This window comes from Paraburkholderia sp. NMBU_R16 (genome assembly GCF_013282575.1).
Classification (GTDB): Bacteria; Pseudomonadota; Gammaproteobacteria; order Burkholderiales; family Burkholderiaceae; genus Trinickia.
In genome coordinates this window covers 16,742-31,657 of record NZ_JAAAYE010000042.1, presented here as the reverse complement: position 1 = coordinate 31,657, position 14,916 = coordinate 16,742, and the positions used below count along the sequence as shown (strand labels likewise).

Sequence of the window (14,916 nt, the reverse complement as noted above, 5' to 3'; positions counted from 1 at the left end):
AAGACGCTCAAAAGCGCCGCCCGATGGCGAAACATCGTGCCGCAAGCCGGTTCATCGCGGAAAAAACGCGCCGACGCGGTAAAATCGCGCGTTTGGGCGGATCCAACGCGCGACGTACGCAATATCGTCCCGCGCACGGGCCGTCTCGCCGCCATCGTTTTTTTCTTTTTCTTTCGGTGTGCAAAAGATCCTGATCGTGCGAGTGTCGTCGCTGGGCGACGTCGTTCACAACATGCCGGCGGTGGCCGATATCCGGCGCCGTTATCCGGGCGCCGAAATCGACTGGCTCGTCGAAGAGAGCTTTGCGGATCTCGTGCGGCTTGTCGCAGGGGTGCGGCAGGCCATCCCGTTCTCGCTGCGGCGCTGGCGCAAAGAGCCGCTCGCCGCCGCGACCTGGCGCGAAATCCGCGCGCTGCGCCGCTCGCTCGCCGCCGAGCGCTACGACGTCGTCATCGATTGTCAGGGCCTCATCAAAACGGCCTGGGTGGCGAGTTGGGCGCGCCGTCCGGTCGTGGGGCTCGGCAATCGCACCGACGGCGCGGGCTATGAATGGCCGGCTCGCTTTTTCTACGACCGGCTCGTGCCTATCGCGCCGCGTACGCATGTCGTCGAGCGTACGCGCCAACTCGTCGCTGCAGCGCTCGAGCTGCCGGCACCGACGCCGGCGGACGACATCGATTTTGGCCTCGACACATCGCGCGCAGCATCGGCGCTTGCGGCGCTCGGCCTCAATCTTCCCGTGCCCTACGCGGTGTTCGTTCACGCCACCTCGCGCGCCGACAAGCAGTGGCCGGACGCGAATTGGCTCGAGTTGGGCCGCGCGCTCGTTTCGCGCGGCATGTCGCTCGTGCTGCCATGGGGAAACGACGCCGAGCGCGCGACGAGCGAGCGGCTGGCCAGGGAGTTCAACGCCGCAGCCATCGTGCCGCCGAGGCTTTCGCTGCCGGCGGTCGTGGGCCTGCTCGACGCTGCTGCCGTGACGGTCGGCGTCGACACCGGGCTCGTGCATATTGCCGCCGCGCTCGAGCGTCCGACGGTTGAACTGTACAATTTCGCGACCGCTTGGCGTACGGGCGGCTATTGGTCGCCGAAGGTCGTCAATCTGGGCGATGGCGGGCCGCCGCCGTCGCTGCAGCAGGTGAAATCGGCACTGGCCGGTTTCGGCCTCCTCTGATCCGTCTGCGCCTCCACGGAACCATGAACGAATCGCAAATCATCGAAGTCGCCGCGGGCGATTGGCAAGGGCAGGGCCTTTCGGTGCCGCGCGAAACTTTGCGCGCCGCGCTCGAGCACGGCAAGGTGCTCTATTTCCCGAATCTGGCCTTTCCGATCGAAGGCCGCGAGCGCGCACTGCTCGATCCCGCGCTTGCCGATCCTAAACGCAAGAACATCAGCCTCGAGCCTGCCGGCGGCGCACTGCGTGGTGTGCTCGGCGATGCGGCCACGGAATCGGCGGTACGCGCGCTCATTGCGCGCTATCAGGCAAACGCCCATTCGCTCGTCGATGGCCTGTTGCCCGAATACCGCGGCAAGTTGCGCGCGGCGCCGACGAGTCTTCGTCTCATGCGCGTAGAGACGCGGCACACATCGTGGCGCAAGGACGACAGCCGCTTGCATGTCGATGCGTTTCCCTCGCGCCCGAACCGCGGCGAGCGGATTCTGCGCGTTTTCACGAACGTGAACCCGCACGGCACGCCGCGTGTCTGGCGCGTCGGCGAGCCGTTCGAGGATATGGCCCGGCGCTTCCTGCCGCGTATCAAGCCGCAATTGCCGGGTTCGGCGTGGCTGCTCGAGTTGCTTCGTATCACGAAGTCGCGACGCAGCGAATACGATCATCTGATGCTTCACCTGCACGATTGCATGAAGGCCGATCTCGATTACCAGAAGACGAGTCCGCAGGAGACGCTTCCCTTTCCGCCAGGCAGCGTATGGGTCTGCTTTTCCGATCAGACCGCGCATGCGGTGATGTCGGGACAGTTCATGCTCGAGCAGACGTTCTTTCTGCCGGCCGATGCCATGGTGCAGCGCGAGTGCGCGCCCATCGGCATTCTCGAGCGGCTCACCGGCCGGGCGCTGATTTGAGCGCCGCCGTCGTGGGTTTCGTGCGGCTGCGTGTCGCCTCGTCAGGGCAGGGTGCGGCATGCTGAGAGCCCTCTATCGCGCGCTCTGGTGGGTCGTCGCGCCGCTCGCGGTGCTGCGGCTTTTCATTCGCTCGCGGCACGAGCGCGGCTATCGCGAGCATATCGGCGAACGCTTCGGCCGTACGGCCGGCCGGCCGCGAGACGATCTTGCTCCGCTCATCTGGGTCCACGCGGTATCGGTCGGCGAAACGCGCGCCGCGGAGCCGCTTGTCGAAGCGCTCTTGCGCGCCAGGCCCGACGCGCGTTTGCTCGTGACGCATATGACGCCGAGCGGCCGTGCGACGGGCGAGCGGCTGTTCGGCTCACGTGTTGCACGCTGCTATCTGCCCTATGACATGCCGCATACGGTGCGGCGCTTCTTGCGCGCATGGCGGCCGACGCTGGGCATCGTGATGGAAACGGAGGTCTGGCCGACGCTGCTCGACGAATGTCGCCGCGCCGATGTTCCGCTCGTGCTGGCCAACGCCCGCATGTCGGCGCGTTCCTACCGGCGCGCGGCCCGCTTCGGGCGGGCGACGCGCGAGGTGTTCGGCGGTTTCTCGCGCGTGCTGGCGCAAAGCCCCGCCGATGCGGAACGGTTGACGGCGCTCGGTGCGCGCCATGTCGCGGTGCTCGGCAATCTGAAGTTCGATATGGCGACGCCACCGGATTTGGTGGCGCGCGGTCGTGCGTGGCGCGCGGCGATCGGCACGCGCCCGGTGTGGGTGGCCGCGAGTACGCGCGAAGGGGAAGAGGGGTTGATCCTCGATGCCTTGGCCGCGCAGGCGACGAAGGACACGCTCTTGATACTCGTGCCCCGGCACCCGCAGCGCTTCGACGAGGTCGCGGCCCTTGTCGAACGGCGTGGCTTGCGCCTTGCGCGGCGCTCGCAATGGGGCGGCGAGGCGAAGCCCGCGGCTGCCCCGGGGCCTGCCGATATGGCGCCATTGCCGGCCGACGTGACGGTGCTGCTCGGCGATTCGATGGGCGAGCTCGGCGCCTATTATGCGGCCGCGGATGTCGCGTTCATTGGCGGCAGTTTGCTGCCGCTGGGCGGGCAGAACCTGATCGAAGCGTGCGCGGTGGGCGTACCGGTGCTGATCGGGCCGCACGTGTTCAATTTCGCGCAAGCGACGGCCGACGCGGTGGCGGCCGGTGCCGCGCAGCAGGTCAGCGATCCGGCCGATCTTGCCCGCGTGCTCGACGAGCTTTTCTCGGACCGGGGGCGCCGCATTACGATGGGCGCGGCGGCTTCGGCGTTTGCCGCGCGCCATCGCGGGACGACGGAGCGGACCGTCGAGGTCTTGAGGGCGTTGATGGAGGGGTGAGCGGATCAGTTGGGCTTCGACGGCGAGCCGAAGCTTGAGCCCCGGCGGCAAACCAACTCAGCCCTGCAGCAACCCCTTCGCCTCGATGAACGACACGACTTCGTCGAGCCCCTCGAGCGCTTTCAGATTGCACATGACGAAAGGCCGCTCGCCGCGCATCTTCTTTGCGTCCGCTGCCATGACTTCGAGGTTGGCACCGACGAATGGCGCGAGATCGGTCTTGTTGATGACGAGCAGGTCCGACTTCGTGATACCCGGCCCACCCTTGCGCGGAATCTTCTCGCCGCCGGCCACGTCGATCACGTAGATCGTCAGATCCGACAGCTCCGGGCTGAACGTAGCCGCCAGATTGTCGCCGCCCGATTCGATGAAGACGATATCCGCCTCGGGAAATCGCGCGAGCATGCGGTCGACCGCTTCGAGATTGATCGAGGCATCCTCGCGGATCGCCGTGTGCGGGCATCCCCCCGTTTCCACGCCCATGATGCGCTCGGCCGGCAGCGCCCCCGAGATCGTCAGAAGGCGTTGGTCTTCCTTCGTATAGATATCGTTCGTGATGGCGACGAGGTCGTAGCGCTCGCGCATCGCCTTGCAGAGCATTTCGAGCAGCGTCGTTTTGCCGGAGCCGACAGGGCCGCCGACGCCGACTCGCAGCGCGGGCAATTTCTTGGTTCGCATGACGGTATCTCTCGTATCGATCTAGGAGCGGAAAAGCCGCGAATATTGCTGTTCGTGCCGCGCGGAGAGCACGCCGAGCATTGGTGCAAACGTGTTGATGGCGGCGGGCGGTGTCGCCAGCGCGAGTTCGACGGCCGCCTCGATCGCATCGCGCAGCGAAACGATGACGCGCTGGCCGGCCATCTGCCCGAGCGGTACCGCCTTGAGCGCCGCGGCAACCTGATTCTCGACCCAACTGAACGCGTAAGCGGCGAGGGCGGCTGGCGGATCGATCTCGTGTGCGGCCACGGCGAACGCGAACGCGCTCGGCTGCGCCACCGGTACAAGCGCGGTAAGCGTCTCGCGCCGTGCCGTATCGCCCCATTCGAGCGAAAGGCATAGCTGCTTGAGCGACCAGCCCATCTGCTCAGTTTCGCGTCGCAATTCGGCCGATTCGCGGCTGGCAAGAAACTCGGCATCTGCCGTGACCAGCGCCGCGATCGACTGCGCATCGTGCGCGTGCCAGCGCGCGATCTGATGCGAAAGAAAGGGCAGCTCGCAGCGCGCCAGGACGTGTGCGAGACCACCGGCAATCCATGCGGACGTCGAACGCTCGTCGACGACCCATTGCGAGTCGATCGCGGATTCGAGCCCTTGCGAATAACTGAACGCGCCAACCGGTAGCGCAGGCGATGCGAGATGCAGCAGCGCGGTCAGCTCAGCGATGCGCATGGCCTTTGCCGTGACTGTGACCATGGCCGTGATCGTGCCCATGCTCGCAATCGTGGCCATGCTCGCCATCGCATTGCCCGCCATGGCCGTGAGCGTGCTTGTGGCCGTCGTCATGGCCGTGAGAATGAGCATGAGCATGCTCGCCGTGATGCTCGTCGAAGACACGCTGCGCGAGCGCGTAATCTTCATCGAACGTTGCATCGTGGCCGTGCCGATGCCCGCCGCCGTACGCACCCGTCTCCGGTTGAAAAGGCAGCGACGCTGCCTCCACACGCACGCCAAGCCGCGTCAACATCGATTCGAGCACCGTGTCGGCTTCGAGCTTCAGATAATCGGCGCCCACTTCCACGGGCGTATGGCGATTGCCGAGGTGGTAGGCAGCCCGTGTAAGCGTCAGCGCATCGTTCGCGCGCACGACGAGAACCGCTTCGTTGGCTGCGACCACGCGCACGAGGCCCCCATCGTCGGCCACGAGCACGTCACCGTCGGCTAACACCGTGCCGCGCGGCAGCACGAGCGCCACGGTCTCGCCGTTATCGAGCGTGGCGGAAAGCCGGCTCTTGCAGCGCGCCTCGTAGGCCAGCGTGAGCGTCGGCGCACGCGAAACGAGCGATGCCGCGAGCTTCACATGAGGCGCGATGCGTTTATCGATAGTGCGCATGTCGGAACTTGGATCGTCAGTACTCAAAACAGAAAATACCGCTGCGCCATCGGCAGCACGGTCGCGGGCTCGCAGGTCAGCAACTGGCCGTCCGCGACGACTTGATAGGTCTCGGGATCGACGCTGATCGACGGCTGCCACGCATTATGGATCATGTCGGCTTTCGTGACCGTGCGGCAGCCGCGCACCGGCACGATCCGCTTGGACAACCCATAACGCTCGGCAATGCCCGCCTGCGCGGCCATCTGCGAAACGAACGTCAGCGAGGTGCGCGCAAGCGCGCCGCCGCGCGTCGCGAACATCTCGCGGTAGTGCACGGGCTGCGGCGTTGGAATCGAGGCATTCGGGTCCCCCATCTGCGCGAGCGCGATCATGCCGCCTTTGACGATCAGCGAAGGCTTCACGCCGAAAAACGCCGGCTCCCAGAACACGAGATCGGCCCACTTGCCGGGTTCGATCGACCCCACTTCGTGCGCAATACCATGCGTGAGCGCGGGATTGATCGTGTATTTGGCGACGTAGCGTTTGGCGCGGAAGTTATCGTTGCGAGTATTGTCCTCGGCGAGCGCACCGCGTTGGACCTTCATCTTGTGAGCGGTCTGCCAGGTGCGAATGATCACTTCGCCGACGCGTCCCATCGCCTGCGAATCCGACGACAGCATCGAAAGCGCGCCGAGATCGTGCAGGATGTCCTCGGCCGCGATCGTTTCGCGCCGGATGCGCGATTCGGCAAAGGCGAGATCTTCGGCGATGGACGGATCGAGATGGTGGCAAACCATCAACATATCGAGGTGCTCGTCGAGCGTGTTGATGGTGTAGGGGCGCGTCGGATTCGTCGACGAGGGCAGCACGTTCGCTTCGCCGCAGACCTTGATGATGTCGGGCGCATGTCCGCCGCCCGCGCCTTCGGTGTGATACGTGTGGATCGTGCGGCCCTTGAACGCGGCGACCGTCGTTTCGACGAAGCCCGCTTCGTTCAGCGTATCGGTGTGAATCGCGACTTGCGTGTCGGTATCGTCGGCCACGGACAGGCAATTGTCGATCGCGGCCGGCGTCGTGCCCCAGTCTTCGTGCAGCTTGAGTCCGATTGCCCCGGCCGCGACCTGCTCGACGAGCGGTGCCGGGAGGCTCGCATTGCCCTTACCGAGAAAGCCCAGGTTCATCGGCCAGCCGTCGGCTGCCTGCAGCATGCGTTCCATGTGCCACGGACCGGGCGTGCAGGTGGTCGCATTCGTGCCCGTGGCCGGGCCGGTGCCGCCGCCGATCATCGTCGTGACGCCCGAGGCGAGCGCTTCGTCGATCTGCTGCGGGCTGATGAAATGGATGTGCGTATCGATGCCGCCGGCCGTCACGATGAGGCCTTCGCCCGCGATGATTTCCGTCGCCGCGCCGATGGCGATCGTCACGCCCGGCTGGATATCGGGATTGCCGGCTTTGCCGATGGCGGCGATGCGGCCGTCCTTGATGGCGATATCGGCTTTGACGATGCCCCAGTGATCGAGGATGACGGCGTTCGTGACGACGGTATCGGCCACTTCGGCCGCGCACCGTTGCGACTGCCCCATGCCGTCACGTATCACCTTGCCGCCGCCGAACTTCACTTCTTCGCCGTAGACGGTGAAGTCGCGTTCGATTTCGATCAGGAGCTCAGTGTCGGCGAGCCGGATCCGGTCGCCCGTGGTCGGGCCGAACATTTCCGCGTAGGCGCGGCGATCGATGCGCAGTGTCATGACGGTTCGCAGTACTAAGAGTAGGAGAGGGCGGCAACGCCAGGCCTTTACAGTGGGCCCATCACCTTGCCGTTGAAGCCGTAGACAGTGCGGTCGCCGGCCAGCGCGACGAGCTCGACCGTCCGTTCCTGCCCCGGCTCGAAGCGCACGGCGGTGCCCGCGGCGATGTTCAGCCGGAAGCCGCGCGCACGCTCGCGCTCGAACGCGAGCGCGGCGTTCACTTCATAAAAATGGAAGTGCGAGCCGATCTGCACAGGGCGATCGCCGGTGTTGGCGACCGTGAGCGTCAGCGTTTCGCGGCCCGCGTTGAGCTCGATATCGCCGGGTTCGGTGAGGATTTCGCCAGGAATCATCGATCAAGACCTCGAACGGTTGGAGAAGACCCGCTGTTGCGCATGCCTACGCTTGCGGCGCGGCCTGTCACGGAATCGGATGGTGAACGGTGACGAGCTTCGTGCCATCCGGAAACGTGGCCTCGATCTGGATGTCGGGGATCATTTCGGGCACGCCTTCCATGACGTCGTCGCGTGTCAGCAGTGTCGTGCCGTAATGCATCAGCTCGGCCACGGTCTGCCCGTCGCGCGCGCCTTCCATCAGCGCGGCGGTGATGAACGCGACGGCTTCCGGGTAGTTGAGCTTCAGACCGCGAGCTTTGCGGCGCTCGGCCAGCAGCGCAGCGGTGAAGATGAGCAGTTTGTCTTTTTCGCGTGGAGTGAGCTTCATCGCTGGGTGCCGTGCGGCTGTAAGCGCCTTGAAAGCGCGTTATTGAACGAACTTCCGCAATTCTATGCTCTGCGGGCTGCCGAAGATCTGTTCGGGCGGGCCACTCTCCCAGACGCGCCCCTCGTGCATGAACACGACGATATCGCTCACGCGGCGCGCGAAGCGCATTTCGTGCGTGACCATGATGAGCGTCATGCCATCGCGTGCCAGTTGCTCGACTACGCTAAGCACTTCGCCCACGAGCTCGGGGTCGAGCGCGGACGTGATTTCATCGCACAACAGCAGTGTCGGCTCCATCGCGAGCGCGCGCGCAATGGCCACGCGCTGCTGCTGTCCGCCTGAGAGCTGATCGGGATAGGCGTCGAACTTGTCGCCGAGACCGACGCGTTCGAGCATCTGCTGCGCGACCTCGCGCGCCTTCGCGCGCGGCGTTTTCTTAACGACGCTTTGCGCGAGCATGACGTTTTCTCCGGCGCGCAGATGGGGAAACAGGTTGTACTGCTGAAACACCATGCCGACCTTGAGCCGGAGGCGACGCAAGTCGGCATGGCGCGCGTCGATGCGCTCGCCGTCGATGCCGATCGTTCCCGAATCGATGCTCTCCAACCCGTTGAGCGTGCGCAACAGGGTGCTCTTTCCGGAACCGCTGCGGCCGATGATCGTGACGACCTGGCCGGCTTCGACATTCAAATCGATACCCTTCAGAACGTGCGCCGCGCCGAATTGCTTGTGCAGCTGCGTGACTTCAACGAGCGACATGGAGTTTCCTTTCGAGCGCACGCGCGGTGCGCGACAACGGGTAGCACAGCATGAAATAAATGAGTGCGACGCAGCCGTAGACGGCGAATGGCCGGAACGTGGCATTCGATATCACGGTGCCCGCTTTCGTCAGTTCGGTAAAACCGATGATCGAAACGAGCGCCGTGTCCTTCACCGCTTGAACGGAGAAGCCGACCGTCGGTGCGATGGCGATGCGCAGCGCTTGCGGCAGCACGACGTGGCGCAACTGCTCGAAGTAGGTCATCGCGAGACTGGCCGACGCTTCCCATTGCCCACGCGGGATGGCCTCCACGCACCCGCGCCAGATCTCCGCGAGATAGGCACTCGTGAAGAACGTCAGGCCGAGCGTTGCCGCCACCCAGGGTTCGACATCGAGACCGAGGAGCGGTAGTCCGAAGAAGACGACGAAGAGCTGCATCAGGAGCGGCGTGCCCTGAAACACCTCTATGTAGAGCTTGGCGAACGTGCGAGGCAGACGTGAGGGCGACACGCGTGCGATGAGCAGCGCGAAGCCGGCGAGGCCGCCGACGAGGAACGAGACGATCGACAGCACGATAGTCCAGCGCGCCGCGAGCAGCAGGTTCGAGACGATTTGCGCAAAGCTGAATTCGATCATCGCGCGCCTCGTGCGAAGAACCGCCGGCCTGCCGCCTTGAGCACCGCGCGCACCGCGATCGCAAGACCGAGGTAGGACACCGTGATCACGAGATAGGTCTCGAACGAACGGAAATTGCGCGACTGGATGTAGCTGGCCGCGTAGGTCAAGTCCGGTACCGAAATCTGCGAGACGACCGCCGAGCCCAGCATCACGATGACGATCTGGCTCACGAGCGCGGGGAAGACCTTGGCCAGCGCCTGCGGCAAGACCACATGCCGATAGATCTGCGCGGGCGTCATGGCCAGCGACGCGGCGGCTTCGACATGTCCGCGCGGGACGGCGGCCACGCCCGCCCGCACGATCTCGGTCGCATAGGCGCCGAGATTGAGCGTCATCGCGATGATCGACGCCGAGTATTCGTCGAGCCGTACACCGAGCGCGGGCAGGCCGAAGAATACGAAGAAGAGCTGAATGATGAAGGGCGTGTTACGGATCGCCTCGACATAGGCGGCGACGATCGTCCTCAACGCGCGGGAACGCGATTCGCGCGCGGCCGCGCCGCCGACGCCGAGCGTCACGCCGAGCGCGGTCGCCACCGCGGTCAGCCCGATCGTCAGGGCCGCGCCGCGCGCGAACATGCCCGTGTACTGCGCGAGCTCCCCGAATTCCAGCGTGTAGGCCATTACAGCGTCGCCGGCAGCGGCTGACCGAACCACTTCTTCGACATCGCTTCGAGCCGGCCGTCATGGCGCGCCTGGGCGATCGCGGCGTTGACCTTTTCGAGCAGCCGCGTTTCGTTCTTGTTCAGACCGACATAGCAGGGCGAATCCTTGATGACGAACTTCGGCTCGGGCTGGCGCGGCGGGTGCTTGGCGACGATGGCCGCGGCGACGACGTTGCCGGCTGCGATCAACTGCACTTGTCCCGAGAGGAACGCCGCGATGGTGGCATTGTTGTCCTCGAAGCGCTTGATCGTCGCGTTCGGCGCCATCTGGGTCAGTGCGATTTCCTCGAGCGCGCCGCGCGTGGCGCCCACGGTCTTGCCCGTCAGATCGGCGGGGCCGGCAACCTTGATGTCGGCGGGGCCGAACACGCCTTGGTAGTACGGCGCATAGGCCTGCGAGAAGTCGATGACCTTTTCGCGGTCCGGCGTCTTGCCGAGCGACGAGATGACGAGGTCGACCTTGTTCGTCGTCAGATAGGGAATGCGGTTGGCGCTGTTCACGGGCACGAGCTGCACCTTGGCGTTGAGCGCCTGGGCGAGCAGCGCGGCCATGTCGACGTCGTAGCCCTGCGGCTTCATGTCCGCGCCGACCGAGCCGAAGGGCGGATAGTCCTCCGGTACCGCGACGCGCAGTACGCCGCTCTTCGCGATGGTGTCGAGCGCATCGGCTTGCGCGCGCTGATTCAGTGTGATCGACAGGATGGCGGCGGTGGCGAGCGTGGCGAACGTACGCGCGATCAGGCGTGGCTTCATGAATGGGTCTCCTACGCGGCCAATTCGCGCCGCAAGGAAAGCGGCACCGTTCTTAGCCGGGTGAGCGCCCGATTGAGCAAGCCCCATGCCAAGCGAGGCGCGCTGCTGCTCCGACTGGTCCAACTGGTCAGTCCAGTCGTTTCGCCTTGTCGGATGTGCACCGAGGCGGTGCGCTCGTGCACGGTTTACTCGTTGCCATGCATGGCTTTGGTGCGGGTGTGGTCAGGTCGACCAGAGCCGTAGTGGGCGGGCCGGTACGCCATGAACGATAGGGCGCAGTTCCGTCCAGCAGCGCTGCATCAGCAACTGGATGCCCTCCATCGATGCACCCAACGCGCGCACGAGCAGGAGGCCGCCCGGCAGAGCCGTCGCACCCGCTCGCAACGTCGGGTCGAACGGCAGTTGCGCGGCCAGCGTCTCGGCGAGCTCGGGCGTGCAGGCGGGGCCCACGGCCCAGAGCGTGCCGAACGCAGCGAAACCCGCCAGCCCTTGCGATGCATCGCGCAGCGGGTCGTCGGCGCGTAAGGCTGCGCGTTCGTGCCAAAGCAACGGGCCGCCTTCGCGCAGGCGAATAGCGGTGGTGCTCGCGAATTCGCCCGTCGACCAACGCTCGCCGGCCGCTTGCCGACCCAACTGCGTGGCGTCCCAGCCGATCGCCGTGGCGTCGGGCGCCATGTCGAGTTCGAAGGTGAGCTGCGTCCGTGCCGAGTCGAAGACGATGTTGTTTTGCGGCAGCCAGTCGAGCTTCGCGCCCGAATCCACATGGAGGGCGATGCGCTGCGCCGCGCTGCGTCCGTTGGCCTTGTACCATTTCGTCGCGCCGGGCGTCGTCAGTACGGCGTGCGCGCCGGCATCCACTCTGACATCGATGGCGAGTCGGTCGCCGCCGGCGATGCCGCCGGGCGGGTGGACGATGACCGCATGGCAGATCGAGTGCCCTTCCGGATAGAGCGGGCGCTGCACGCGCAACGGTCCGACGTGGCGCCGCATCGAAAGCGTCGTTCGTTCGGCGCGGTACGTGAATCCGAGCTCGAGTCGCGCATCCCAGCCGCTCGACGCGGTGCCATGCGGTGTCGTCGGCGCGCCGGTGGCGGTATCGGATGGCGCGCAAGCGTTGAGAGGGGTAGGGTGCGGCGAAAGCATTGCTGAACACTGAGAGACGGTGCCGCGAATCTACACGAAAGTGATGGGCAATGGCACATTCGAGCCGCAGCGGGACCTGCAGCATGCGCCACCGCAGTGCGCGGCGCGTATCGCATCGAATCTCAAACGGCGATCATCTCGCGCACGCCTTGTGTCTCCATTTCCGCGCCCATGCCGTTCGCGACGATCTCGCCGCGCCGCATGACCCAGTAGCGGTCCGCCAGCGAGCGCGCGAAGTCGTAGTATTGCTCGACGAGCAGGACGGTCATGCCCGTTTCGTCGACGAGCTGCCTCAGCGTGCGGCCGATCTCCTGGATGATCGACGGCTGAATGCCTTCGGTCGGCTCGTCGAGTATCAGCAGTTGCGGCTCGCTCATCAACGCGCGGCCGATCGCGAGCTGTTGTTGCTGCCCGCCCGAGAGATCGCCGCCGCGGCGCTTTTTCATTTCCTTGAGCACGGGAAAGAGCGAATAGATCCGATCGGGAACTTGGGAAACGGGCTTGCGGCTCGCGGCGCCGACGAGCAGGTTTTCTTCGACGGTCAGCCGCGCAAAGATTTCCCGCCCCTGCGGAACATAGCCCAGGCCCTGTGCGACGCGCGCATGCGGCAGCAATGTTTCGAGCGGCTGGCCGGCCCAGGCGATCGTGCCGCTTTTCGCACGCACGAGCCCCATCAGGCAGCGTAAAAGCGTGGTCTTGCCGACGCCGTTGCGCCCGAGCAGCACAGTCAGCGATCCTTTCGGCACCTCCATCGTCACGTCGCGCAGAATGTGGCTGCCGCCATAGAATTGGTTGAGCCCGGTGATGTTCAGCATCGACGTCTTCCTCGGTTCATCGGTTCATCGGTTCTTCGGTCTTTCTGTTCGCGTGCGAGCGTTGGCCCGATTCAACGGCCTAGGTACGATTCGATCACTGCATCGTTGCGCTTGACCTCGTCGAGCGTGCCGTCCGCCAGCACGCGCCCCTCGGCCATGACGGTCACACGCCCACGTTCGCCGGCAAGCGCCGCGACGAACTCCATGTCGTGCTCGACGACGAGCATCGAGCACGTGCCGCGCAAGCGGTCCAGCAGTGCGGCGAGCGCCATCGTTTCGTCGTCGGTCATGCCGGCAGCGGGTTCATCGAGCAGTAGCAGCGCGGGCTGCTGCATCAGCAGCATGCCGATCTCGAGCCGCTGCTTCTGGCCGTGCGAAAGCTCGCCGGCAAGCCGTCGCGCCTGCGCGGCGAGACCGATGGTCTCGGGCGTGGCTTCGATGCGTTGTTGCGCCTCGCGCGTCAGTTGCGCGCGTAGCGATGCCCACCAGCCCTTATCGGTTTTCATCGCCAGTTCGAGGTTTTCCCAGACGGGATGCTGCTCGAACACGGTGGGCTTCTGGAACTTGCGTCCGATGCCCGTGCGCGCGATCGTGGGCTCGTCCATCCGGGTCAGGTCGAGCGTCTGGCCCAGGAAGACCTTGCCGTGATCGGGTCGTGTCTTGCCCGTGACGACATCCATCATCGTCGTCTTGCCGGCGCCGTTCGGTCCGATCACGCAGCGCAGCTCGCCCGCGTCCAGCGATAGCGAAAGATTGTCGAGCGCGCGAAAGCCATCGAAGCTGACGGTGACATCCTCGACATAGAGAATCGTGCCGTGCGATACGTCGATTTCGCCGGGCATCAGCACATGCGACGTGGCCGCCGTGCCGGAGAGCGCGTGCAGATCGAGCGGGGTATCGGTGGAGGGCGAGGGCATCATGACTTCGATCTCCCGTCGATGAACGTCGACGCGCGAGCACCGCCCCGCGCGCTTTTCATACGAGCAAGCAGCGTCTCGACGAGACCCGCGAGTCCGCGTGGCATGACGAGCGGCACGATCACGAACAGCGCACCGAGGAAAAAGAGCCAATATTCGGCGAAGTAGGCCGTGAACAAGCTCTTCGCGCCGTTGACGGCGACCGCGCCCGCGATGGGGCCGAGCAGCGTGCCGCGCCCGCCGACGGCGACCCAGATCGCCATTTCGATCGAGTTGGCCGGTGACATCTCGCTCGGATTGACGATGCCGACTTGCGGCACATAAAGCGCGCCTGCGATTGCGCAGAGCACCGCGGACAACGTCCAGATGAAGAGCTTGTAAGCGAGCGGGCTGTAGCCGAGAAACATGAGGCGCGTCTCGCTGTCGCGCATCGCGGTGACGACGCGCCCGAGCTTGGACAAGACGATGGCGCGCGCTGCAATGAACGCCAGCACGAGCGTGGCGAACGTCAACAAAAAGAGCACCGTGCGCGTGCCCGGATGCGTGATCGAAAAACCGGCGATGCGCTTGAAATCCGTGAAGCCGTTGTTGCCGCCGAACCCCGTTTCGTTGCGATAGAACAGCAGCATCGCCGCGTACGTGAGCGCTTGTGTGATGATCGACAGATACACGCCTTGCACGCGCGAGCGGAACGCAAAAAAGCCGAACGTCCACGCAAGCAGCGCGGGGACTACCACGACGAGCGCCAGCGCGTACGCCAGGTACTCGGTGCCGTGCCAGTACCACGGCAGCGCATGCCAGTTCAGAAACACCATGAAGTCGGGCAGATCGCTGCCATAGACGCCGTCGTGTCCGATCGAGCGCATCAGGTACATGCCGATGCCGTAGCCGCCGAGCGCGAAGAAAAGCCCGTGACCGAGGCTCAGAATGCCGCAGTAGCCCCAGACGAGATCGAGCGCCAGTGCGGCGATCGCGTAACACATGAACTTGCCGCCGAGCGTCAGCACATAGGCCGAGAGATGGAACGGACTCGATGCCGGCAGCACGAGCGACGCGAACGGCACACCGATGCCGATGGCAAGGACGAGTGCGAAAAGAGCGGCCCATGCCGGACGCGGCAACAATGCGCGGCGTGGCGGCAAGCCGAGCGCGAAGCCGGCGCCTGCGTCGTTGCCGGCCAGTGCCGGCGCGGGGCACGCGCTGGAATGAAGCGTAGTGGTGGAAGTCATGGCTTG

17 protein-coding genes are annotated in these 14,916 nt (G+C 65.3%); 3 read left to right on the top strand and 14 right to left on the bottom strand.

The genetic code is table 11. The features are described 5' to 3' along the window. The first annotated feature begins 178 nt into the window (after nucleotides 1–178). Genes waaC through waaA form a run of 3 tightly spaced genes read left to right on the top strand, consistent with a single transcriptional unit; the run spans nucleotide 179 to nucleotide 3,448 of the window. Entirely contained in the window at nucleotides 179–1,174 is a 996-nt protein-coding gene (waaC, locus tag GWC77_RS20020; RefSeq protein WP_173259892.1) for a lipopolysaccharide heptosyltransferase I, read from the top strand. Nucleotides 1,175–1,197: 23 nt separating this feature from the next. Further along, nucleotides 1,198–2,082: a Kdo hydroxylase family protein gene (locus tag GWC77_RS20015; RefSeq protein WP_173259891.1), complete on the top strand. Its 885-nt coding sequence runs from the start codon at nucleotides 1,198–1,200 to the stop codon at nucleotides 2,080–2,082. A 58-nt stretch (nucleotides 2,083–2,140) separates the two neighbouring features. Then, nucleotides 2,141–3,448, top strand: a complete 1,308-nt coding sequence (waaA, locus tag GWC77_RS20010; protein WP_173259890.1) for a lipid IV(A) 3-deoxy-D-manno-octulosonic acid transferase — start codon at nucleotides 2,141–2,143, stop codon at nucleotides 3,446–3,448. A 57-nt stretch (nucleotides 3,449–3,505) separates the two neighbouring features. Here the strand turns inward: waaA and ureG are convergent, their stop codons facing one another. The 14 genes from ureG to urtC form a co-directional block, all read right to left on the bottom strand. Next, entirely contained in the window at nucleotides 3,506–4,126 is a 621-nt protein-coding gene (ureG, locus tag GWC77_RS20005) for an urease accessory protein UreG (protein WP_173259889.1), read from the bottom strand. A 21-nt stretch (nucleotides 4,127–4,147) separates the two neighbouring features. Further along, nucleotides 4,148–4,837: an urease accessory protein UreF gene (locus GWC77_RS20000; protein WP_173259912.1), complete on the bottom strand. Its 690-nt coding sequence runs from the start codon at nucleotides 4,835–4,837 to the stop codon at nucleotides 4,148–4,150. Next, nucleotides 4,824–5,498, bottom strand: coding sequence for an urease accessory protein UreE (gene ureE / locus GWC77_RS19995; protein ID WP_173259888.1), 675 nt, complete (start codon nucleotides 5,496–5,498; stop codon nucleotides 4,824–4,826). Before ureE ends, GWC77_RS20000 begins: the two co-directional genes overlap by 14 nt. Nucleotides 5,499–5,521: 23 nt before the next feature. Beyond that, complete coding sequence (ureC, locus tag GWC77_RS19990; protein WP_173259887.1) at nucleotides 5,522–7,228, bottom strand: urease subunit alpha; 1,707 nt, start codon at nucleotides 7,226–7,228, stop codon at nucleotides 5,522–5,524. A gap of 47 nt (nucleotides 7,229–7,275) precedes the next feature. Then, entirely contained in the window at nucleotides 7,276–7,581 is a 306-nt protein-coding gene (locus GWC77_RS19985) for an urease subunit beta (protein ID WP_173259886.1), read from the bottom strand. A 67-nt stretch (nucleotides 7,582–7,648) separates the two neighbouring features. Further along, nucleotides 7,649–7,951, bottom strand: coding sequence for an urease subunit gamma (gene ureA, locus GWC77_RS19980; protein WP_173259885.1), 303 nt, complete (start codon nucleotides 7,949–7,951; stop codon nucleotides 7,649–7,651). A 39-nt stretch (nucleotides 7,952–7,990) separates the two neighbouring features. After that, nucleotides 7,991–8,710 (bottom strand): amino acid ABC transporter ATP-binding protein, encoded by a 720-nt coding sequence (locus GWC77_RS19975; RefSeq protein ID WP_173259884.1) that lies wholly within the window; start codon nucleotides 8,708–8,710, stop codon nucleotides 7,991–7,993. Next, nucleotides 8,697–9,347: an amino acid ABC transporter permease gene (locus GWC77_RS19970; protein ID WP_173259883.1), complete on the bottom strand. Its 651-nt coding sequence runs from the start codon at nucleotides 9,345–9,347 to the stop codon at nucleotides 8,697–8,699. The genes GWC77_RS19975 and GWC77_RS19970 overlap by 14 nt, the downstream gene beginning before the upstream one ends. Beyond that, entirely contained in the window at nucleotides 9,344–10,012 is a 669-nt protein-coding gene (locus tag GWC77_RS19965) for an amino acid ABC transporter permease (protein WP_173259882.1), read from the bottom strand. Before GWC77_RS19965 ends, GWC77_RS19970 begins: the two co-directional genes overlap by 4 nt. Next, nucleotides 10,012–10,806, bottom strand: coding sequence for a transporter substrate-binding domain-containing protein (locus GWC77_RS19960; protein ID WP_173259881.1), 795 nt, complete (start codon nucleotides 10,804–10,806; stop codon nucleotides 10,012–10,014). The genes GWC77_RS19965 and GWC77_RS19960 overlap by 1 nt, the downstream gene beginning before the upstream one ends. A 222-nt stretch (nucleotides 10,807–11,028) precedes the next feature. Continuing rightward, on the bottom strand, nucleotides 11,029–11,949 hold the full coding sequence (locus tag GWC77_RS19955; protein ID WP_173259880.1) for an urease accessory protein UreD: 921 nt from the start codon (nucleotides 11,947–11,949) through the stop codon (nucleotides 11,029–11,031). A gap of 122 nt (nucleotides 11,950–12,071) precedes the next feature. Beyond that, nucleotides 12,072–12,764 (bottom strand): urea ABC transporter ATP-binding subunit UrtE, encoded by a 693-nt coding sequence (urtE, locus tag GWC77_RS19950; protein ID WP_173259879.1) that lies wholly within the window; start codon nucleotides 12,762–12,764, stop codon nucleotides 12,072–12,074. A 71-nt stretch (nucleotides 12,765–12,835) separates the two neighbouring features. Further along, nucleotides 12,836–13,606, bottom strand: coding sequence for an urea ABC transporter ATP-binding protein UrtD (gene urtD / locus GWC77_RS19945; RefSeq protein ID WP_254367058.1), 771 nt, complete (start codon nucleotides 13,604–13,606; stop codon nucleotides 12,836–12,838). A gap of 74 nt (nucleotides 13,607–13,680) precedes the next feature. Next, nucleotides 13,681–14,910 (bottom strand): urea ABC transporter permease subunit UrtC, encoded by a 1,230-nt coding sequence (gene urtC, locus GWC77_RS19940; protein ID WP_173259877.1) that lies wholly within the window; start codon nucleotides 14,908–14,910, stop codon nucleotides 13,681–13,683. Between the last annotated feature and the right edge of the window lie 6 nt (nucleotides 14,911–14,916).